Raw genomic sequence first — 19,541 nt, 5'->3', positions numbered from 1 at the left:
GGCGAGAGGCGGGTCGCTCTGGGGCGATCGCTGAGGACCACGTTGTCGCTCAAAAGCGATCCCTGGTTGGCAGGGTGCCGTCCTACCATCGACGGTGTGGAGGCTCAGGAATGAGCGCCAGACGCGTCGACCTGCTGCTGTGCGCCGGGGTGATGGTCGTCCTGGCAGTCATCGTGTCCTCGGACCAAGGGCACCCCGGGCCGGTCAACCCCCTGGCGTATCTGTGGGCTGTCGGACTGGGGCTGCTGATGCTCGTCCGGCGGCGCCACGCCCGGCTGGTCCTGCTCCTCACGGCTGTGGGCTTCTTCTCGTACTACGCCGCGGGCTTTCCGCCGATGGGGGTGGCGGTGCCGATCGCCGCCGCGCTCTACTCCGCGGCGGAGATGGGCCACACGCGCGCCGCGGTGGTCACGGGCGTCGGGACTCTTGCCCTCGCGACCACCTACCGCATCGCGGAGCGGCAGAGCCTCGCCTTCGTGCTCGGCTATGAGCTCTCGACACACGTCCTGCTCATTGCTGCGGTCATCGCCCTCGGCCACAGCGTGCGCACCACACGCCAGCTGCGACGCCGGACGGACCAGGTCACCCGACTGCTCAGTCGGCAGCGGACCATGGACGCGGATGCCCGGAGCCGGGACGACCGGCTCTCCCTCGCCAGGGACCTGCACGACTCCATCGGTCATGCCCTCACCCTGGCGGCCCTGCACACCGAGATCGCCCGGGAGACTGGCACCAGCTCCACCCGACGAGACGAGTCCATGACCATGGTGCGGACAGCGATCTCGGACGCGCTGACGCACCTGCGGCGCACCGTTCGCGTGCTTCGCGACGGGGCCGGCGAGGCCGCCACGCCCGGCGTCCAGGATCTGCCGAGCCTCGCGAGAGCCGCAGGGGCCGCCGGCTACGAGGTGCGCGTCGAGGCGGACGACCTCACGCTGCCCCCAGACGTCGATGCTGCCGTCTTCCGCCTCGTGCAGGAGGGCATCACCAATGCGATGAAGCACTCGAACGGCAACCGCCTCGAGGTCCACGTCCGCCAACCGGTCCCGGGTCGCATCGAGGTGAACGTCCGTGACGACGGAGTGGACGCGTCCGTACCCGAGCTGACCCCGGGTCACGGACTCAGTGGGATGCAGGAGCGGGTCGCCGACCTCGGCGGCCATCTCAGACTCGAGGCGCGCGCCGATGGGTGGCTGGTCCACGCAACGATTCCCGTGGAGGACACCGCATGATCAGGGTGCTCGTCGTCGACGACCAGCAGCTCCTCCGCGACGGCCTCCGGGCGATCCTCGAGGGAGCCGAGGACATCGAGGTCGTGGGCGAGGCCGGTAACGGGCGCGAGGCGCTGAGGCTGGGCCGCGAGCTGCGACCGTCGGTCTTCCTCATGGATCTCCAGATGCCGACGATGACCGGCCACGAGGCCATTCGAGCGATCCGCGCCGATCCCCTGCTCGCCGCGACGCCTGTGCTGGTCCTCACGACCTTCGACGCCGACGACGACGTGGTCGAGGCCATCGCAGCCGGCGCCAACGGCTATCTGTTGAAGGACATCGACGCCGACAACCTCCGGCGGGCCGTTCGCAATGCGGCAAACGGTCAGGCAGAGATGGCCCCGGGGGTGCTGCGGCAGATGATGAACCGCATCGCACGGCTGCCGACCCGCAAGAGCAGGGAGGAGGAGATCGCCGGGCTCACCGAGCGAGAGCTGGACATCCTCACGCACGTCGGGCTCGGGCTGACCAACGAGGAGATCGGCAGGGCCCTCTATCTCAGCCCCGAGACTGCCCGGACCTATGTCAGCCGTCTGCTCACCAAGCTCGGCGCCCGAGACCGGGCCCAGCTCGTCGTGCTTGCGCACCGAGCCGGCCTCGTCGATCCGACAGCCGACTGAGGACGTCCAGCCGGGATCCTCACCACCGTGCGATCCACCCCGCGGGCTGACCGGCTCAGCACACCCCCTCGGGGTTTCGCACCTCAGGTGTTCTGGGGTCGGTAGGTGTGGACGACGATGCCGCTGGCGAACGGGGTGGCCTCGACGAGGTCCAGGTGCCGGGAGCCCGGCAGCTGGTCGAACAGAGCCTGTCCGGCACCGAGGACCAACGGTTGGATCAGCAGGCGGTACTCGTCGATCAGGTCTGCCGCGGCGAGCGCGCCGGCCAACCGGCCACCACCCCAGACGATCACATCAGGGCCGGGCTCGGCCTTGATGGCAGCGATCTCGTCCGTGAGGTCACCCCGCGCGACCCTGGTCTCGGGCCACGTCGCCTCGGCGTCACTGAGCGTCTTCGAGAACACGACCTTTGGAATGTCGTTCATCGGCGCGGCATACGCGTCGCCCGAGTGTGGCCAGTACGAGGACATCTCCTGATAGGTGACGCGACCCATGAGGTGCGCGCCGGCCCGGCTGACCCGGGCGAGCTTCCACTGCCTCAGCTCAGGGTCTTCGCGGACGGCGATGCCGGGGTGCTCGCGGTCGCTGCCGACGAACCCGTCCAGCGACATCGACATGTACAGGATGACGTCTCGCATGAATACCTCAGTTCTTCCTGTCGTCGCTTCTCACCGGTATCCCTTCACGGTAGGTGGAGGTGCCCGCGCCCGGCGGACGGCTTTCCCAGCAGAACGGTCATCCCCGGGTGGATCTGCGTTCACGAACGACCATCGTGCCCGGGTTCCAGGGTGCAGGTGGTCGGCTCGGCTGTGCCCCGTCGGTCAGCCGTGGGTGCGAAGGTAGCGCCCGAAGTGTGGCACCGTGAAGGCGATCTGCCCGCGCTCGCCGGAATAGATGAGCCCCTTCTTGATCAGGGAATCCCTTGCCGGGGAGAGGGACTGGGGCTTGCGCCCCAGCAGGTCGGCGACCGACGAGGTGGCCACGGCATCCAGCTCGTCGTCGATGCCGTATGCCGCTGGGCTGGCTTCCAGCCCATCCCGCCCCTGGTCGTCGTGCTGGGTCCCGTTGGACCGGACGAGGGCGGCATCGGCCATCGCACGCAGGTACTCTCGCTCGGCCGGGGTGGCGCGCTCGAAGCGGGACCCGAAGAAGCCGACGGCGAGCTCGGACTCGGCCTCCGGTGCGGCGACGCGGATGTCCTCCGCGGAGATCGGAGAGGTGGGGGCGACGTCCCAGACCACCTTGCCGTAGGCCTGGATGAAGTAGGGGTAGCCGGCGGTCACCGCATACATCGCCTCGAGGGCCTCGGTGGTGAACTCGCACCCTTCCTCGGCGGCGGGCCCCACGAGGGCACGGTCGGCGGCGTCTCGCGGGAGCCGGTCGATGCGTTGGTAGCGGAAGAGCCGCTCGGAGTAGGACTTCGACGCCGACAGGACGGCGGGCAGATGAGGCAGGCCGGCCCCGACGACGATGACGGGCAGACCCGACTGCGATATCTCGTGGCAGGCAGCGCAGACGGCCGAGACGTCCTCAGGGCCGAGGTCCTGCATCTCGTCGACGAAGAAGGCAACCCCCTTGCCGAGGTCGGCCGCGAGGCCGCCGATGTCGGTGAAGAGCTCGACGAGGTCGATCTCGATGTCGCCCGAGTCGGCGCGCCCGGCGACCGCCGGCACGTCGATGCCCGGCTGCCACCTGTCCCGCAGCTTGGCGCCGCTGGGGGCGTCGCGGAGCGCGAAGGACTTGATGATGCCGAGGACGTGGTCGACCTCGACCCCGCGCGGGTGGCCGAGCTCGCGGACTGCCTGGTGGGCAGCAGCGGCCAGTGGTCGTCGCAGCCTCTGGTCGGGGCGTGCCTCGAGCTTCCCCGTGCCCCAGTCGGCCCGGACGGCCGATGACCGCAGCGCGTTGAGCAGGACCGTCTTGCCGACCCCCCGCAGTCCGGTGAGGACGATCGAGCGCTCCGAGCGCCCGCGTGCGATGCGCTCGAGGACGACGTCGAAGGTTCGCAGCTGTTCGTCGCGCCCGGCCAGCTCGGGCGGGCGCTGCCCCGCACCCGGTGCATACGGGTTCGTGATGGGGTCCACGATCGGAGGCTATACGGACGTCTAGAGAAAACCTGAGACATCGGCAGACACGCCGATCGTGTCGTCGGCGGGCGGCACACAGGAGCGCCGTTCCGCACGGTCAGGGGTGGTCATGCGGAACGGCGCGAAGCGACTATAACGCGCTCGGTTGGCGCTGCGTCAACGGATCTGGGAAACTTCGAAGTTTTGGCCGGGAGCGGCGATGGCCGCCTGGTCCGCGACGAGGAGCATCTCCTCGCTCCCCGCGGCATGGGTGCGCTCGAGGATGGAATGCATCGTGGCTGCGGTCCTTGCCAGGGCGAGCCTCGGCCCGTCGGTCCAGTAGTGGGCCAGGAAGAGCGCCGAGGTGACGTCGCCACCACCCTTGACCGTCATCGGCAGGAGCGGGGTCGTGACCACCCAGGCACCATCGTCAGTCACACAGGTCATCTGGATGGACCCGTCGGGTGTGTCCTCGGTCATCGTCGACGTCACGAGGACGACCTTCGGTCCCCGGGCCCGCAGTTCCTCGGCCGCCTCCACGAGCTCGTCCTCGGTGGCGACGGAGCGTCCGACGAGGAACTCGAGCTCGAACTGGTTCGGAGTGACGATGTCCGCGCGCGGCACGACGGCGTCGCGCATGAACTCGGGGATGCCCTCCCGGACGAAGAACCCGCGCCCCACGTCCCCCATGACGGGGTCGCAGCAGTAGAGGGCGCCGGGGTTGGCGGCCTTGACCCGGTCCACCGCGTCGAGGATCACCTCGCCGACCGACTCGCCGCCCTGGTATCCGGAGAGGACCGCGTCGATCTGCGGGAAGACGCCTCGCTCCTCGATCCCGAGGATGACCTCGGCGATGTCGGCCGGCGGGATGAGGGGTCCTCGCGTCGAGCCGTAGCCCGTGTGGTTGGAGAACGTGACGGTGAGCACCGGGTAGACATCATGGCCCAGCCGCTGGAGAGGGAAGACGGCCGCCGAGTTGCCGGCGTGGCCATAGGCGACATGGGACTGGATCGACAGCACCTTCATCCCGGTCACGATAGTGGTGTGCGGCGCGCCCGCTTCTCCAGTCAGAAACGCTCGCGTCACGAGTCGGCTGAGTCCCCTCCGGTCGTATGCCGCTGGGTCGGCGTGTGGACAGCGGGGCCACTCGAGTGGGCGGGGCAGTGGAGGAGCTCACGCTCGAGTGGCCCGGCCATCCACAGGCGCCCCCAGCGGCATACGGCCGAGAAGGGCGAGCCACGCGCTCGTGTGAGGATGGATGACATGAGCATGTCGCCCCATCACCACTTCGGTGTACCGACGACCACGGTCTACGACGTCCCGCACGACGCCGTCGTCGTCGACGTCCGCGAGGCGAACGAATGGGCAGCGGGGCACGCCCCCAATGCGATTCACATCCCGCTGGGTGAGCTGCCTTCGCGTCTGGACGAGTTGCCCGACACGGACGACACCATCGCCGTCGTCTGCCGGACCGGCGGTCGCTCCGCGCGGGCGGTGGCCTGGCTCACCCAGCAGGGCTTCGACGTCGCCAACCTCGACGGCGGGATGTACGCATGGGTCAGTGCCGGAAGGCCGCTCGAAGGCGAGCTCGACAGGGAGCCCTTCGTCCTCTGACTCTCGCTGCGGATCGTCGCGTCACGGCAGGACGAGTGGTGTGGGCGCGGTGCAGAGCAGCTCGCCCGGCTCGGGCGCGCTGACGGGGGCCACGAGCACGTCGGGATCGGCGGTCGAGGGATGGGCCTCGGCTGACCGGGGCTCGACGTGGAGACAGAACTGCCACACCCGGCCGGCACCGCTCGTCTCGATCGGTGACCGGGGCGCGTCGAACTCCTCGCTCGGCACGTCGAGCTCGACGGGCACGTTGACCACGGCTCGCCCCGCCAGCATGCCTCCCGCTGGGATCTGTCGGGCGCCTGTGACAGGGGCGGCGAAGAACGCGACGGTGGGCTCGAAGCCCTGCTTGCTCACGCGGAGGACATCGCCCGCCATGTAGACCCACGCGTGCTCCGGGTCGATCTGGTCGGGCAGGGTCGAGGACCCGAGGTCGCCGGGGACCCGATCGTGCACAACGAGCGACTCCGTGCCGGAGTTGCGCACCGTGTACTCCACGACGAGCCCGGGCGTCCGGCGGATGCCGGGGTCATCGGGATACTGCGCGAAGCCGACGCCCATCGTCGCCGACAGGGTGACGTCGCCCTGCGTCACCGGCGGCACGACGACGGGGGTGGGCTGCGCGCCCGGCGTCGTGGCGCCCCCGGCCCCCGTGGCGGTGGGCGACGTCGCAGCCGTCGTCGAGACGTCGGGGCCGCTCCGGCCATCGTTGTCGCCCGGACCGGCCGGCTGGCCGCACGCGGTGACGAGCCCGACGACCGGAAGCGTGAGGGCGGCCGTCACCAGGGCGCGCGCGGTGCGGGACGTCGTCCTCATGATCACCACAGACAACCACAGCACCCCCAACGTTGCACCCCGCCGGGCAGCCCTCGGGTTTCGGTGAGTGCCCCTCGGTGCCGGGTCAGTGTCCGGTCAGTGCCCGGTCAGTGCCCGGTCAGTGCCCGGTCAGTGCTCGACGCGGTAGTACGACTCGCTGACCCGCACGAGGATGAGCTGGGCCAGTGACGGCTCGGCCGCCAACCCGGCCCCAGGCCCGGAGAAGGCGATCTCCTCGATGACCCGCTCGCCGAGGAACGTCCCGGCGAAGACGTCGTTGACCTTCGCGACGAGGTCGGGGTCGTCCGGGGTCGTCGACACGATGTCGACGACGAGGCCGTCGGGGCAGGCGTAGGTCGCGGACGGCAGGGATCCCGGGCCGTAGTCCGCGCGAGACCGCAACGGCTCCCAGTACTCCGAGACGACCCGGTCGAGGCCGAGCCCGCCCGGCCGGGGAGCACACCCCAGGTCGGCCAGCCGGTCGGCCACCTCCTCCAGCGCGGCCCCCACTCCGTCAACGCTCCGCGCGCCGTCCAGGACGCCCGTCTCGCCGAGCCGGCACTCCCAGGCGAACTCCTCCGTCACCTTCCAGTTCGACTGCCCCCGGTGACACGCGTCGACCCTGGCCAGCGGTTCTCGGCCCTGCGTCGTCGGGAACTCGGTGAGCAGCTTCTCGATGCGCGCCCGGGCCTCCTGGCGCGCCGCCACGACGTCGGCGGCGGCGGGGTCGAAGTCGCGCTCGAAGAGGGAGCACCCGGAGAGCGCCCCAGCCGCGACGGCGGTCAGCGCGGCCATCGCCGTGATGGCTGCCACCCGCCGCCGCGCCACCGAGCTCACTTGAGCAGCTTCGACATCCGCCGGTCCGCCAAGGGCTTCCCCCCGGTCTGGCAGGTCGCGCAGTACTGCAGCGACGTGTCGGCGAAGCTCACCTCACGCACGACGTCACCGCACTCCGGACACGCCTCACCCGTCCGCGCATGGACCCGCATCCCGGCTCGCTTCGCGTCCTTGAGCTCCTTCGCCGGCTTGCCCGACGCGGTCTTGACGGCACCGGCCAGTGTCTCCCGCAGCGCGACGTAGAGCCGGTCGACGACCTCGGGCGCAAGGCTGGCCGCGAGGGCGAAGGGACTGATCTTCGCGACGTGGAGGATCTCGTCGCTGTAGGCGTTGCCCACCCCGGCGATGAACTCCTGGTCACGCAGCAGCCCCTTGATCTGGGTGCGGCGTCCCGCGAGCAGCTCGCGGAAACGCTCGACCGTGAAGTCATCGGCGAGCGGATCGGGGCCCAACCGCGCGATCCCGGGCACCTCCTTCGGGTCCCGCACGATGTAGGCGGCCAGCGACTTCTTCGTCCCGGCCTCGGTCAGGTCGAACCCGGATCCGTCAGAAAGCCTGATCCGCAAGGCGATCGGGGACTTGCCCGGGCGCAGCACCGTCGTCGGCAGCTGCTCGCTCCAGCGCAGCCACCCCGCGCGCGCGAGATGGAAGACGAGGTGTGTGCCATCGCAGTCGAGGTCGAGGAACTTGCCGTGCCGATGCACTCCGTCGATCGGCGCCCCCTCGAGAGCCTGTGGCGGTGGGTCGAAGGTCTTGAGCACGCTGATCGAGGCCAGCTCGACCTTCGTCACGGCGAGACCGACCGTCCGCTCGACGAGGAAGTCGACGAGCGCCTGCACCTCGGGCAGCTCAGGCATGGGCCCATCCTGCCAAACGAAGCCGGCGGGGAGTGCGTGCCGGAGGTCAGGTGACGCTGGGTCGGGAGGGCTGCTCGTCGGCCGCGACCGGCTCTCCCACCAAGCCGGCCTGGTCGAGCAGCCGGAGGAGGCCGTGACCGTCGGGTGCGAGGAAGGTCGGCACCTGCCGGCTCGCCCATCCTCGCTGCGGCCCCTCGATACGACCCATGGGATGGGACAGGACCTGCTCGGTCGCCGTCAGCTGCCGGATGCAGATCGCAGTGACCTTGTCGGGTCGGGCCTCCGCGAACTCCGCGTAGAGCTGGGGGTCGTGCTGGCCGTCGTCGCCGACGAGCAGCCAGGTGATGCTGGGGAAGTCGCGAGCGAGGCGGTGAAGGGAGGTCCGTTTGTGCTCCTGACCGCTGCGGAACCACCCGGTGTTGGTGGCGCCCCAGTCGGTCATGAGGAGCGGCCCGAGCGGGTAGCCGCCCTCGACGAGGAAACGGGTCAGGGTCGGCGTGGTGTTCCAGGCGCCCGTGGACAGGTAGACGATGGGGGCGCCCGGGTGGGCAGCGAGCAGCCGCCGGTACATCGGCGCCATGCCCGAGACGGCCCGCCGCGTCGCGCTGCGTCGGACGAAGGTGTTCCACGCGGCGATCATCGGCCGCGGCAGCATCGTCGTGATGACCGTGTCGTCGATGTCGCTGACGATGCCGTGGGTGACCCCGTCTCCGACGATGAAGACGTCGGCGGGCACGGGGTCGGTGCCCTGGGCCGAGACGGTGACCTGCTGCCACCCTGGCTCGAGACCGTGGTCGTGAGCGACGAGGTCGACGTGGCCCCCGCGGTCGGAACGACCATGGACCTCGCGGTCGCCGATCGTGACGACGACCGGCACACCGGCGGCAGGCGCGGTGAGGAAGACGCGCCAGCCTCGGTCGGACCGCCGGGGTGCGAGGGCGCCGGTCGCGTCCTGACGCTGGGGTGGCCCCGGGCGGTCCCTGCGTCCGAGGACGATTCGGGCGAAGACCCGGACGTAGGTGCTCGTGCCGTAGCCGATGTGCGTGACGACCCGGTTGCCCCATCCTCGACCGCGGAGGACCCGCTCGACCTGCTCGTTGATGGCGTCCTCGATGATGGCGGCCGCGTGCGGTCGGGACATGGCGCCCAACCTACTTCACCTCAGTCGCGGACGTGCTTCGGCAGCTTCGTGGTCACGCGGCGGTAGGCCTCCCTCGCTGCCTCCCCGCGTCGCTCCTCCTCGGCAGCCACCGTCCCGAGCGCAAAGGCGGCCTCAGGGTCGACGTCGGCCTCGACGGCCAGGCGCCGGAGCCGGTCCCGGGCCACGACGGCGTCCTGGTGCTGACCGAGCACGTCCTGGATGTACTCGGCGCGCTCGGCGAGCCGCTCCGCCCGGTGTCCGAGCACGGGGGCCGCCACCTCGGCCGCATAACGCACGGCCTTGGCGCGCTTGCGCACGGCGTGCAGCGCCCGGTCGAGCGACTGGGCCTCGGTGTGACGGGCCCGGCGACGAGCCTTGCGGAGGCGCTTCGACTGCCGGTCGACGAGGTGTCCCATCCCGGCTTCAACGGGGAGCGAGGCCAGCTCGGCGTCGAGGGTGAGCTGCCCGACCTCGCCGAGCCGAGCGCGCAGCGCTGCCCACCGCGCGGAGTCGAGTGCGAGGAGGGCCGCTGCCCGGCCGGCCTGGGCGTCCAGGTCGAGGACCCGGGTGATGCCGTCCGGTGCCGCGCCGGCCCCGAGCAGGTCGTCGACCCGGCTCCTGAAGACCTCGGCATCCCGGGCCCGGCCGAGCTCGGAACCCAGCCAGCGCAGCTCGTCGCGGAGGCCGGCGGCCCGGGGGTCGGTGATCACTCCCTCGGCGGACTGGAGCAGCGCGCGGAGCCGGCGGCAGGCGACGCGCATGGCGTGGACGTCGCGGTGCTCTCCGCGCACGCCTGTCTCCTGGCCGCACACATCCTCTGCGAGTCGGCGCAGCTCCGCCCGCAGGAACTCTCCCAGCGAGGGATCCGTCATGACTCCACTCTTCCATCACGCATTCCGGACTTCGTGCCCACATTTCCGGTTGCCCCCACCACGTACGGTGGAGTCATGCGCCGGGGACCCTCCACCACACGCACCATCGCCGCCGCTCTCGGCCTCGTCCTCGCCACGAGTCTGACGGCCGGCTGCTCCCTCTTCGAGTCCGACCCGGACCCCGCCGACGCCGCACGCGCCCTCGCCGCCGGGCTGGCCAAGGGCAGTCTCGCCGGGGTCGCCCTGGCCGGGACGACCGCGGACAAGGCCACCACGTTCGTCGCCGACGCCTATGAGGACATGGGGGAGCTGCGCCCGTCGGTCACCGTGCAGGATGTGGTCACCGCCGAGGAGGGGACGACGGCAACGGCGACGCTGCACACGACGTGGGACGTCTCCGAGTCCGCCGAGGACTGGACCTATGACACGGAGATCGACCTCCGCCTCGTCGAGGACGCATGGCAGGTCGCGTGGAGCCCCTCCCTCGTCGCCCCCGAGCTCGCCGCCGACGAGACGCTCGACCTCGCGCGCAAGTGGCCGCGACGAGCCGACATCGTCGACCGGCAGGGACGCAAGCTCATGACCGAGCGTGAGGTCGCCTACGTCGGGATCGACAAGACGAAGGTGTCCGGGGACGCGGCCGCACGGTCCGCCCGAGAGCTCGCCGAGGTCGTCGGCGTCGACGGCAAGAACTTCGCCGACCGGGTGGCCGCCGCGGGGCCGAAGGCCTTCGTCGACGCCATCACACTCCGCGTCAGCGACCCCGCCCTCACCGACAACATCGACCGGATCGACGCGATCGAGGGGGCTCTCCGCGTCCCGGCGATGCAGGTGCTCGGCCCGTCGCGGACCTGGGCCGCCCCGATCCTCGGCCGGGTGGCAGACGCGACGGCCGAGCAGATCGAGAAGTCCGAGGGCGCGCTCGAGCCCGGCGACACGGTCGGCCAGAACGGCCTGCAGCTCCGCTACGACGAGCGGCTGCGCGGGCGGGCCGGCCTCGCGGTCCACGCGGTGAAGCATGGCGCCGACGGATCGGTCCTCGACAAGCGGGAGCTCTTCGCCGAGCCATCCGAGGAGGCCGAGCCCCTCACGGTGACGCTGGACGAGGACGCGCAGACTGCGGCCGAGGAGGCCCTCGCCGACCAGACGAAGCACCCCACGGCGCTCGTCGTCGTCAAGGTCTCGACCGGGGAGGTCCTCGCCGCTGCGGTCGGCCCGGGCACCGAGGGAGCACCGCTCGCCCTGGCCGGCAAGGAGGCACCCGGCTCGACCTTCAAGATCGCCAGCACCCTCGCCCTCGTCCGCGGGGGCGCGACGGCGCAGACCGAGGTGCCGTGCACCGACACGCTCACCGTCAACGGCCGGGTCTTCGGCAACTACAGCAAGTACCCGTCGTCGGAGCTCGGCGACATCACCCTCGAGAAGGCGCTCGCCCACTCGTGCAACACCGCCTTCATCAGCCAGCACGAGAAGGTCTCCCAGGACGACCTCATCCGGGCGGCCGAGTCACTGGGCATGGGAGAGGACCTCGAGCTGCCCTTCACCGGCTTCCTCGGCTCCGTGCCCCCCACGGACGACGTCGTCGAGCACGCGGCGTCCTTCATCGGGCAGGGCCGCGTCGAGGCCTCTCCGCTCACGATGGCGGTCGTCGTCGCGTCGGTGATGAAGGGCGAGACCGTCCGGCCGCGACTCGTCGACACCGACGAGTCGCTCCCTGCCCCGGCGACCCCGCTCCAGGCGGACGAGGCGGAGGTGCTGCGCACGGCGATGCGAGCGGTCGTCACGGAGGGGAGCGGCAAGGTCCTCCAGTCCGTCGGCGTGGAGTACGCCAAGACCGGCACGGCTGAGTTCGGGACGACCAACCCGCCCAAGACGCATGCGTGGATGGTCGCGGGCCGCGGCGACCTCGCGATCGCGGCCTACAACGAGGAGGGCCCGAGCGGGACAACGCATGCAGCCCCGTTCATCATCGACTTCCTCGAGGCCTATGCCGGCGACTGAACAGGACTTGCAAGAACTTCACCATAGTGTTGCAATCCTCCGAGCCAGTCGCCGCGCATCGGGTTGAGGAAGGGCGCATAGTGGACCACATGGGGAGGATGGGTCTCGCAGCCATTGCGACGACGCTTGCCCTTGTCCTGTCCGCCTGCGCCTCCGGCGAGGCGGGGAGCGGCGCGTCACCGACTCCGATCGACTCGGAGAGGGCGTCGCGCACCTTCGCCGGCGGCCCGGTGGGCGATGCGACGGATCCGGTCACGGGCCCGGTCTTCCCCCTCACCCTGCATCGCACCGGTGGCATCGCCGGCTACGACGACACCGTCGTGCTCCAGGCCGACGGCAAGGTGCTCGTGGAGACCCGGACCATCCACGGCCGGGTGTGCACCCTCACCGGGGCCCAGCAGAAGCAGCTGCTCTCCCTGCTCAGCACGCTCCGTCTCGTCGATGCTCCCGGGCCGCCTCCCGCCGGTTCGCCGGACGCCACCCTCGGGCCGCCCGGCGATCCCGGCGCCGGCGACGACTCGCCCAACGACGCCATCGTCATCAACATCACCGACCACAAGCTCCGGCCGCTCGACCTCAGCGACCCCTCCCTCGGTGAGGTCGCCGGCCTCGTCGGGGCCCTCGTGGCCGACGTGACGTTGTCGAGCCCCGCGGCCACCGAGTGCAGCACTCCCACGACCACGGCGCCGGACCCCGCTCCCTGACCTGAGGGCCCAGGCCCCAGCGGGCCGTATGCCGCTGGGCGGCGGTCTCGTTTCAGCGTCCGGCGCGGCGCCGTGCCGCCTCGAGGTCAGCGGGTGTGTCCACGTCCACGGCGACGTCGGCGTCGTCCGGCACCTCGGTCGTGCGGACGTCGCCGAGGAGTCGCCGGACGCTGACGCCCGCAGGCACTGCGATGGCCGCGAGCCGCTCGCGCAACAGATCAGCCGGCCAGGCGGCACAGAGCCAGTTCGGGCCGGTCGACGACCGCGTGACCGCGACGCCGCCACCCGCAGCGGCGACGAGCGCCTCCACGTGACTGCGTGTGAGCAGCGGGAGGTCGCCGGCCAGCACGACGACGACGTCGGGTCCGCTGGGCCCCAGCTCAGCGGCATACGCCCCGCTGGTCAGCGCCGCCCACCCCGCGGCGATGCCCGCGACCGGACCCCCACCCGGTGGATCCTCCGAGACCACCCTGATGCCGTCGGGTGCGCCCTCGGGGCTGCCGACGACGACGGCCGGCCACCCGGCGACGGCGTCGAGCACGCGGGCGACGATGGCACGGCCGCCGACATCGAGGCCCGGCTTGTGCCTCCCCATCCGGGACGACGCTCCGCCGGTGAGGACGATGACGGCTGGACGGGACGGGGCTGGCTCCACGCTGGGAGTCTGGCACGCTTGACGTATGGGACGTGTCACGCAGCGCACGAAGGTCACCGTCGTCGACGTGTCCACCGACGGCGCCGGCAGCCGGACGCGTGCCGACGCGGTCACCGTCGAGGAGCCGCTCGAGCTGCGGGTCAACGGCAGCCCACTCACCGTGACGATGCGGACCCCGGGCAGCGACATCGAGCTCGTCCACGGCTTCCTCCTGTCGGAGGGCGTCATCCGCGACCCGTCCGACGTGACGCTCGCGCGCTACTGCGAGGGCGCCGTCGTGTCGGGCGAGAGCGGCTTCGACGAGAACACGTACAACGTCATCGACGTCACGCTGGCCCCCGGGGTTGCCCCGCCGACCGCCGAGATGGCGCGCTCCTTCTTCACGTCCTCGTCGTGCGGGGTGTGTGGCAAGGCCTCGATCGAGCAGCTGCGCGGGCGGACGAGCTGGCCCGTCCACGACGACGAGACCCAGTGGCCGGCAGAGCTCATCGCGGCACTGCCCGACAAGCTGCGCACCGAGCAGCGTTCGTTCGACAAGACCGGAGGACTGCACGCGGCCGGTCTCTACGGTGCCACCGGTGAACTGCTCGCGGTGCGTGAGGACGTCGGTCGCCACAACGCCGTCGACAAGGTCATCGGGTGGGCGCTGCTGTCCGGGCGGCTGCCCGCGGCCGGGTGCGTGCTCATGGTGTCGGGACGCGCCTCGTTCGAGCTGACCCAGAAGGCCCTCATGGCCGGCATCCCCTGCCTGTCCGCCGTGTCCGCTCCCTCATCTCTCGCGATCGAGACGGCCGCCGATGCGGGGATGACGCTCGTCGGCTTCGTGCGGGGGACCAGGCTCAATGTCTACTCACGGCCTGACCGGGTGCTCACGGCCTGACTACTCTCACCCCATGGGCATCTTCGCGATCCACTACACCTACCCGGATGACATGACGGAGCAGCTGAAGATCCGGGCGGAGCACCGGGAGTGGCTGTCCGGCCTGCCGGGGCTCCGCGTGGCCGGGATGTACCACGAGGCGCACGACGAGTTCTCCGAGGGCGAGGTGACCGTCGAGGAGCCACCCAACGGCGCCCTCATCGTCTACGAGGCGCCGTCGCTCGAGGACGTGCTGCGGACCTTCGACGACGACCCGTACTGGCTCGGCGGCTACGTCATGCGCCGCGTCGTGCGCGAATGGGACCCGCCGCTCGGGCCTTGGGTGGCCGACGCGAGCCAGGGCAACGCCTGAGTCCCCGGGCACCGGGTCAGAGCGGGTGGACCGTGACGATGTCGCCCTCGACGAGCTGGTCGACTGCCTCCGGCACCTCGAGGAGCGCATTGGCGCGGGCGAGTGCCGACAGGTGACGGGCGTCGGGCGCGGTGACCGTGCCGTCGTCCGCGAGCACGCAGGAGATGAACTGCACCTTCCCTGCGCGGGTGTGCCGGGGTTTCCCGATGTATGCCGCTGAGCTGACTCCGCGTGGAGGGGCGCCGTGGCGCGCGTCCAGCGCCTGCCTCAGGAGCATCTCGAAGGACACGAAGGCACCGACCGGCGTGCCGGGGAGACAGACCACGGGGGTGTCGGCCCACCGGCCGAGGCCCTGGGGCCCGCCGGGCTGCATCGCGAGATGGACGAAGCGGAAGGACTCGCGCGGCTCGCACACCTGGCGCACCACTTCGTAGGCGCCCGCGCTCACGCCCCCGGTCGTCACGACGAGGTCGACGTCGGGGGCGGCGGCGAGGTCGTCGAGCAGCCCCCGGAGCAGGTCGGGGTCATCGGTGCAGGTCTCGACTCGGGTCACGACGCAGCCCGCCTCCGCCGCGAGGGCCGCGACCATGTCGGAGTTGGACTCGTGGATCCCGCCGCGGCCCGGATCCTCACCTGCCGCGGTGAGCTCGGCACCGGTGGCGACGACGGCGACACGGGTCGGGACGTGGACGCTCACCTCCGTGCAGCCCGCCGACCGGCCCAGGGCGATGACGGCGGCGGTGACGAGGGCGCCCGCCTCGGCGACGGGTGTCCCGACCGCGATGTCCTCGGCCCGCGGCCGGATGTGCCGACCCGGCTCGACCGGCGTCGTGAAGGTGACGGTCTGCGGCGCCGGTCCGGTGCGGTCCGCGTCGGTCTGCTCGACGGGGACGACGCCGACCGCGCCCGCCGGGAGGCGCGCGCCCGTCATGACCCGCGCCGCCTGACCGGGCTCCAGGGCAAACCCCGCCGCGTCACCGGCTGCGACGTCACCGACGACCGGGAAGACCAGCTGGTCCGGAGCCGCCGGAGCCGCGGCGTAGCCGTCCATCGCCGAGCTGTCGAAGCGCGGCAGGTCGTCGACCGCGACAACCGGGGCGGCGAGGCGGCGGCCGAGGGCGTGGCGATCGAGCGTGATCACCTCCGTCGCCGCCGGCCCGATGACCTGACGGATGGCGATGCGGTGCTCGGCTACGGACGTGTGGGCCACAGGGCCAGTCTTGCGCACGCTGGACGGGCGGGATGACCGGCCGGCTGGTGTCCGCACCGAGGGAGGCCTCTCGGCCCACCGGTCGAGTGGCCCCAAATGCAGGCCAGCCGTATGCCGCTGGGCTGGCTCTCGCTCCCACGCCGCCGGCTGCTGGGGCTCGGTGACAGCGGGCCCACGGACGACCACGAGTCCGGCTGAACCGGCGCGAGCACGCTCACCACGGCGTTTCGTGGTAGTCCGTCTGCACAGCGTTTGGGGCCACTCGACGCGGGGGGCTGGGGTGGAGCGGCGTTGGGGCCACTCGACGTGGGCTGGGGACCATGTCCGGTCGAGTGGCCCCAAATGCTCACGCTCAGGCCCGGCGGCCGCCGAGGCGGAGCAGACAGGCTCCCGGCTCGGCGAAGGCCACGAGCTCGACGCCGTCGGGATTGCCGCCGGACGCCTCGAGGGCACCCTCGACGAGCCCGAGGTGGACCTGGCAGACGACCTCGGGGTGGCGGCGTGCCACGTCGAGCATCGGGCACTGGCGCAACCGAACCACCGGAGGGCGCTCCTCCGGGTCGAAGCCGAGTGTGCCGAGCAGCTCGATCACCGCCTGCTCAGGGTCATCCGCCGCTCCGGCCCCGTCACGCCCCGCGACGAGCCCACGGCCCCAGCCGCGACCGAGCCGCTCCATGTCGCCCGCGACGTCTCCACCCTGGGCCGCCGCGTGCTCGGCGAGCACCGCTGCGAGCGAGGCGTACTCGCCCACGGAGCGCGAGGCCACCCCTGGCCGCGCCGCATAGCCCCACCCGGGTCGGCCCCGACCGGTCGGCTCGAGGCGGGTGCGCACGGCGAGGCCGCCGTCGACGAGGCCGTCGAGATGCTCCCGGGCCGTGTTGACGTGGAGGTCGAGGTGTGCGGCCACCGCAGCCACGGGTCGGGGCTCCTCGTCGAGCGCCTCGAGGACGCGCCGGCGTTGCGCCGAGAGGGCAGCGACGGCGTCGGCCGCACCGCTCCGGGACGGCCTCGGCCCCCACCCCTCGTTCTTTTCCACGTTGATCACCGTATAAAATGTAGTTCGCGGTTGGCCGGACCGCCAACTCCCGGCCATCGAAGGACCACCCACCGAGGAGTATCCCGTGACCGAACTGTCCCTGACCGAGAAGTCCCAGCACTCGTGCGGCTGCGGTTGCACCGACGAGGGAGTGCCGGCCCTCGACGTCACCGTCATCCCCCACGCGATCCGTCACGCGACGGTCTTCGGGGCCTTCAGCGCCATCCCCGCCGGCGGCGCGATGGACCTCGTCGCCCCGCACAATCCCCTCCCGCTCCTCGGCCAGCTGCAGCAGCAGTTCGGGGACATCGGCATCGAGTACCTTGTTGAGGGTCCGGAGGCCTGGACCCTGCGTCTGACGCGTCCGGCCTGATCAGACCCCGATACGACACCGACGCGACGGAGGGTCCTGGCGATGTGCAGCTACTGCGGATGCCGCTCGATCTCGCTGGTCGGGCGCTTCATGGACGAGCACGAGGACATCGTCAATGCCGCCGGGATCCTCCACCGCGCGGCGGAGGGGACTGACACGCACGACGTGCACGCGTCGCTGGAGGAGACCATCGCGCTGCTCCACCCGCACACGACCGCGGAGGAGCAGGGGATGTTCGCCGTGCTCCGGCGCAACCCCGACTTCACCGACCACGTGGACATCCTCTGTGCGGAGCACGCCGCGCTCGACGAGATGGCTGAGCGGATTCGGTCGGGAGAGACCGGGTTGATCGACCGCTTCGTCAGCGAGCTGCGCGACCACATCAACAAGGAGGAGAACGGCCTGTTCCCGGCCGCGGCCATCGAGATGGACGGGCCCGACTGGGAGGAGGCCATCACGCTCACTCCCGGTGGGGTCGCCCACCCTCACGGAGGCCCCGACCACGCTCACGAGGGTGACCACACACACGACCCCGAGCACGCCTACGGCGCAGACCATGAGCACACCGCGCACCCCCACTGAGGTGCGGCTGACCCGCAGCGAGCGCCTCGACCGGCTCCCCTTCAACGGCGAGCACCGCAGGCTCCTCGTCGGTTCCGGCGTGGGCTGGGCGCTCGACGCCATGGACGTCGGGCTCATCTCCTTCGTCATGGCCGCGCTCGCGAAGCAGTGGCAGATCACCCCGACCGAGCAGTCGTGGATCGGTTCCATCGGCTTCGTCGGCATGGCCATCGGGGCCTCGCTCGGCGGCCTGCTGGCGGACCGCATCGGCCGGCGCAACGTCTTCGCACTGACCCTGCTCGTCTACGGACTCGCCACCGGCGCCGCGGGCCTCTCGACCGGGTTGGCCATGCTCATCGCCCTGCGCTTCGTCGTCGGACTCGGACTCGGGGCCGAGCTGCCCGTGGCCTCCACCCTGGTCAGCGAGTACGCCCCGGCGCGGATCCGGGGGCGGGTCGTCGTCATCCTCGAGGCCTTCTGGGCCGTCGGCTGGATCCTCGCAGCGCTGATCGGCTACTTCGTCGTGCCGGCGTCCGACGACGGCTGGCGCTGGGCCCTGTTCATCGGTGTCGTGCCGGCCGCCTACGCGCTCTACGTTCGTGCCCGGCTGCCGGAGTCCGTGCGCTTCCTCGAGGCACGGGGGCGCACGGCCGAGGCCGAGGAGGCCGTCCGCACCTTCGAGGCCGCGTCCGACATCGCCCCCGTCGAGTCACCCGAGGCCGTCCACACCAAGCCCGCGCCCTGGTCAGACCTGTGGTCAGCCGGTCTGCGCGGCCGCACGGCTGCGCTGTGGGCAGCCTGGTTCGGGGTGAACTTCTCCTACTACGGGGCCTTCATCTGGATCCCCAGCCTGCTCGTCTCACAAGGATTCTCACTGACGAGATCGTTCGGCTTCACCCTCATCATCACGCTGGCGCAGCTCCCGGGCTACGGCGCCGCCGCCTTCCTCATCGAGGTCTGGGGACGCCGCGCGACGCTCGCCACCTTCCTCGTCGGGTCAGCCGTGTCCGCCTATGCCTTCGGGCAGGCGGGGAGCGAGGCGACGATCATCGCGGCCGGCTGCGCCCTCTCGTTCTTCAACCTCGGCGCGTGGGGTGCCCTCTACGCGGTCACTCCCGAGGTGTATCCCACATCGCTGCGCGGCACCGGGTCGGGGTCCGCGGCCGCCTTCGGGCGGATCGCGTCGATCATCGCGCCGTTGTCGGTCCCGTGGCTGCTCGACCTCGGCGGAAGCGGACTCGTCTTCACGGTCTTCGGTGTGGCGTTCGCCTTCGCCGCCGCAGCGGCTCTGGCCCTGCCGGAGTGGCGCGGTCGCGCTCTCGTCGGCTGAGCCAGCCCGAGCGCGACTCGGCCGTATGCCGCTCAGCCGGCGGGACGGCATACGGCACTCCTCCCCCCACCGTGGAACCGGTGGCCCGTAGGGTGGGTCTCAAGGGCAACAGCCGCGAGCCGAGCCACAGGGGGATCAATGACTGCTGACACAGGGCAGCAGGGCGTCACGTCGAGTGACGTCCTCGTCGCGAACGGGCTGGTGCGCCGCTTCGGCGACCTCACCGCCGTCGACGGCGTCTCCTTCCGGATCGCGCGCGGCGAGACCTACGGCCTGCTCGGCCCGAACGGCGCCGGCAAGACGACGACGATCTCGATGGTCGCGGGTCTCATCGCTGCCGATGCGGGC

General features: G+C 71.3%; 22 protein-coding genes. 11 read left to right on the top strand and 11 right to left on the bottom strand.

The window, feature by feature from the left end:
* Window positions 1–110: 110 nt before the first annotated feature.
* Window positions 111–1,232: a sensor histidine kinase gene (locus LOY02_RS06240; RefSeq protein ID WP_317181471.1), complete on the top strand. Its 1,122-nt coding sequence runs from the start codon at window positions 111–113 to the stop codon at window positions 1,230–1,232.
* Window positions 1,229–1,891 carry a response regulator transcription factor gene (locus LOY02_RS06235; RefSeq protein WP_317181470.1) on the top strand — a complete coding sequence of 221 codons (663 nt, stop codon included), beginning with the start codon at window positions 1,229–1,231 and terminating at the stop codon, window positions 1,889–1,891. The genes LOY02_RS06240 and LOY02_RS06235 overlap by 4 nt, the downstream gene beginning before the upstream one ends.
* 83 nt (window positions 1,892–1,974) lie before the next feature.
* Here the strand turns inward: LOY02_RS06235 and LOY02_RS06230 are convergent, their stop codons facing one another.
* The 3 genes from LOY02_RS06230 to pdxY form a co-directional block, all read right to left on the bottom strand.
* Entirely contained in the window at window positions 1,975–2,529 is a 555-nt protein-coding gene (locus LOY02_RS06230; RefSeq protein WP_317181469.1) for a dihydrofolate reductase family protein, read from the bottom strand.
* A 183-nt stretch (window positions 2,530–2,712) separates the two neighbouring features.
* A complete protein-coding gene (locus LOY02_RS06225; RefSeq protein ID WP_317181468.1) occupies window positions 2,713–3,975 on the bottom strand; it encodes an ATP-binding protein in 1,263 nt (420 codons plus the stop codon).
* 159 nt (window positions 3,976–4,134) lie between these two features.
* Window positions 4,135–4,983, bottom strand: a complete 849-nt coding sequence (gene pdxY / locus LOY02_RS06220; RefSeq protein ID WP_317181467.1) for a pyridoxal kinase PdxY — start codon at window positions 4,981–4,983, stop codon at window positions 4,135–4,137.
* Between the two features lie 237 nt (window positions 4,984–5,220).
* Between pdxY and LOY02_RS06215 the strand changes: the two genes are divergently transcribed.
* Entirely contained in the window at window positions 5,221–5,571 is a 351-nt protein-coding gene (locus LOY02_RS06215; RefSeq protein ID WP_410505921.1) for a rhodanese-like domain-containing protein, read from the top strand.
* A gap of 21 nt (window positions 5,572–5,592) precedes the next feature.
* Here LOY02_RS06215 and LOY02_RS06210 read toward each other — a convergent pair whose 3' ends face one another.
* From LOY02_RS06210 to LOY02_RS06190, 5 genes are all read right to left on the bottom strand, one after another.
* Entirely contained in the window at window positions 5,593–6,384 is a 792-nt protein-coding gene (locus LOY02_RS06210; protein WP_317181466.1) for a hypothetical protein, read from the bottom strand.
* Between the two features lie 129 nt (window positions 6,385–6,513).
* Window positions 6,514–7,221: a hypothetical protein gene (locus tag LOY02_RS06205; RefSeq protein WP_317181465.1), complete on the bottom strand. Its 708-nt coding sequence runs from the start codon at window positions 7,219–7,221 to the stop codon at window positions 6,514–6,516.
* Entirely contained in the window at window positions 7,218–8,078 is an 861-nt protein-coding gene (locus LOY02_RS06200) for an Fpg/Nei family DNA glycosylase (RefSeq protein WP_317181464.1), read from the bottom strand. Before LOY02_RS06200 ends, LOY02_RS06205 begins: the two co-directional genes overlap by 4 nt.
* A 46-nt stretch (window positions 8,079–8,124) precedes the next feature.
* Window positions 8,125–9,219, bottom strand: a complete 1,095-nt coding sequence (locus LOY02_RS06195) for an App1 family protein (protein ID WP_317181463.1) — start codon at window positions 9,217–9,219, stop codon at window positions 8,125–8,127.
* A 20-nt stretch (window positions 9,220–9,239) separates the two neighbouring features.
* Window positions 9,240–10,091, bottom strand: a complete 852-nt coding sequence (locus LOY02_RS06190) for a CHAD domain-containing protein (RefSeq protein WP_317181462.1) — start codon at window positions 10,089–10,091, stop codon at window positions 9,240–9,242.
* Window positions 10,092–10,166: 75 nt separating this feature from the next.
* On the opposite strand from LOY02_RS06190, the gene LOY02_RS06185 reads away from it, so the two are divergent.
* Both LOY02_RS06185 and LOY02_RS06180 read left to right on the top strand, forming a co-directional pair.
* Complete coding sequence (locus LOY02_RS06185; protein WP_317181461.1) at window positions 10,167–12,092, top strand: penicillin-binding transpeptidase domain-containing protein; 1,926 nt, start codon at window positions 10,167–10,169, stop codon at window positions 12,090–12,092.
* Between the two features lie 89 nt (window positions 12,093–12,181).
* Window positions 12,182–12,796, top strand: a complete 615-nt coding sequence (locus tag LOY02_RS06180; RefSeq protein ID WP_317181460.1) for a hypothetical protein — start codon at window positions 12,182–12,184, stop codon at window positions 12,794–12,796.
* Window positions 12,797–12,848: 52 nt separating this feature from the next.
* Here LOY02_RS06180 and LOY02_RS06175 read toward each other — a convergent pair whose 3' ends face one another.
* Window positions 12,849–13,451: a molybdenum cofactor guanylyltransferase gene (locus tag LOY02_RS06175; RefSeq protein WP_317181459.1), complete on the bottom strand. Its 603-nt coding sequence runs from the start codon at window positions 13,449–13,451 to the stop codon at window positions 12,849–12,851.
* A gap of 25 nt (window positions 13,452–13,476) precedes the next feature.
* Here LOY02_RS06175 and fdhD point away from each other — a divergent pair, with 25 nt between their 5' ends.
* Window positions 13,477–14,331 (top strand): formate dehydrogenase accessory sulfurtransferase FdhD, encoded by an 855-nt coding sequence (fdhD, locus tag LOY02_RS06170; RefSeq protein ID WP_317181458.1) that lies wholly within the window; start codon window positions 13,477–13,479, stop codon window positions 14,329–14,331.
* Between the two features lie 13 nt (window positions 14,332–14,344).
* Window positions 14,345–14,683 carry a YciI family protein gene (locus LOY02_RS06165; protein WP_317181457.1) on the top strand — a complete coding sequence of 113 codons (339 nt, stop codon included), beginning with the start codon at window positions 14,345–14,347 and terminating at the stop codon, window positions 14,681–14,683.
* 16 nt (window positions 14,684–14,699) lie between these two features.
* Here LOY02_RS06165 and glp read toward each other — a convergent pair whose 3' ends face one another.
* Complete coding sequence (gene glp / locus LOY02_RS06160; RefSeq protein WP_317181456.1) at window positions 14,700–15,893, bottom strand: gephyrin-like molybdotransferase Glp; 1,194 nt, start codon at window positions 15,891–15,893, stop codon at window positions 14,700–14,702.
* Between the two features lie 352 nt (window positions 15,894–16,245).
* Window positions 16,246–16,938, bottom strand: a complete 693-nt coding sequence (locus LOY02_RS06155; protein WP_317181455.1) for a helix-turn-helix transcriptional regulator — start codon at window positions 16,936–16,938, stop codon at window positions 16,246–16,248.
* A 76-nt stretch (window positions 16,939–17,014) separates the two neighbouring features.
* Here LOY02_RS06155 and LOY02_RS06150 point away from each other — a divergent pair, with 76 nt between their 5' ends.
* The 4 genes from LOY02_RS06150 to LOY02_RS06135 all read left to right on the top strand — a co-directional run.
* Window positions 17,015–17,302 carry a DUF2249 domain-containing protein gene (locus tag LOY02_RS06150; protein ID WP_317181454.1) on the top strand — a complete coding sequence of 96 codons (288 nt, stop codon included), beginning with the start codon at window positions 17,015–17,017 and terminating at the stop codon, window positions 17,300–17,302.
* A 42-nt stretch (window positions 17,303–17,344) separates the two neighbouring features.
* Window positions 17,345–17,884, top strand: a complete 540-nt coding sequence (locus LOY02_RS06145) for a hemerythrin domain-containing protein (RefSeq protein WP_317181453.1) — start codon at window positions 17,345–17,347, stop codon at window positions 17,882–17,884.
* Window positions 17,859–19,193 carry an MFS transporter gene (locus tag LOY02_RS06140; RefSeq protein WP_317181452.1) on the top strand — a complete coding sequence of 445 codons (1,335 nt, stop codon included), beginning with the start codon at window positions 17,859–17,861 and terminating at the stop codon, window positions 19,191–19,193. The genes LOY02_RS06145 and LOY02_RS06140 overlap by 26 nt, the downstream gene beginning before the upstream one ends.
* A 138-nt stretch (window positions 19,194–19,331) precedes the next feature.
* A partial coding sequence (locus tag LOY02_RS06135; RefSeq protein ID WP_317181451.1) for an ATP-binding cassette domain-containing protein occupies window positions 19,332–19,541 on the top strand: 210 nt, incomplete at its 3' end.

Origin of the sequence: Intrasporangium sp., assembly GCF_032907665.1 — a bacterium.
GTDB lineage: Bacteria > Actinomycetota > Actinomycetes > Actinomycetales > Dermatophilaceae > Intrasporangium.
Note: the sequence above shows the minus strand (reverse complement) of the source record. Positions and strands in the feature narration are given on the sequence as shown.

Bases quoted from the DNA above. Each gene is read 5' to 3' on its own strand.
- LOY02_RS06140 (WP_317181452.1), top strand. From the start codon at position 17,859: ATGAGCACACCGCGCACCCCCACTGAGGTGCGGCTGACCCGCAGCGAG.
- LOY02_RS06180 (WP_317181460.1), top strand. From the start codon at position 12,182: ATGGGGAGGATGGGTCTCGCAGCCATTGCGACGACGCTTGCCCTTGTC.
- LOY02_RS06185 (WP_317181461.1), top strand. From the start codon at position 10,167: ATGCGCCGGGGACCCTCCACCACACGCACCATCGCCGCCGCTCTCGGC.
- LOY02_RS06215 (WP_410505921.1), top strand. From the start codon at position 5,221: ATGAGCATGTCGCCCCATCACCACTTCGGTGTACCGACGACCACGGTC.
- fdhD (WP_317181458.1), top strand. From the start codon at position 13,477: ATGGGACGTGTCACGCAGCGCACGAAGGTCACCGTCGTCGACGTGTCC.
- LOY02_RS06240 (WP_317181471.1), top strand. From the start codon at position 111: ATGAGCGCCAGACGCGTCGACCTGCTGCTGTGCGCCGGGGTGATGGTC.
- LOY02_RS06235 (WP_317181470.1), top strand. From the start codon at position 1,229: ATGATCAGGGTGCTCGTCGTCGACGACCAGCAGCTCCTCCGCGACGGC.
- LOY02_RS06190 (WP_317181462.1), bottom strand. From the start codon at position 10,091: ATGACGGATCCCTCGCTGGGAGAGTTCCTGCGGGCGGAGCTGCGCCGA.
- LOY02_RS06210 (WP_317181466.1), bottom strand. From the start codon at position 6,384: ATGAGGACGACGTCCCGCACCGCGCGCGCCCTGGTGACGGCCGCCCTC.
- pdxY (WP_317181467.1), bottom strand. From the start codon at position 4,983: ATGAAGGTGCTGTCGATCCAGTCCCATGTCGCCTATGGCCACGCCGGC.
- LOY02_RS06195 (WP_317181463.1), bottom strand. From the start codon at position 9,219: ATGTCCCGACCGCACGCGGCCGCCATCATCGAGGACGCCATCAACGAG.
- LOY02_RS06145 (WP_317181453.1), top strand. From the start codon at position 17,345: ATGTGCAGCTACTGCGGATGCCGCTCGATCTCGCTGGTCGGGCGCTTC.
- LOY02_RS06230 (WP_317181469.1), bottom strand. From the start codon at position 2,529: ATGCGAGACGTCATCCTGTACATGTCGATGTCGCTGGACGGGTTCGTC.
- LOY02_RS06165 (WP_317181457.1), top strand. From the start codon at position 14,345: ATGGGCATCTTCGCGATCCACTACACCTACCCGGATGACATGACGGAG.
- LOY02_RS06200 (WP_317181464.1), bottom strand. From the start codon at position 8,078: ATGCCTGAGCTGCCCGAGGTGCAGGCGCTCGTCGACTTCCTCGTCGAG.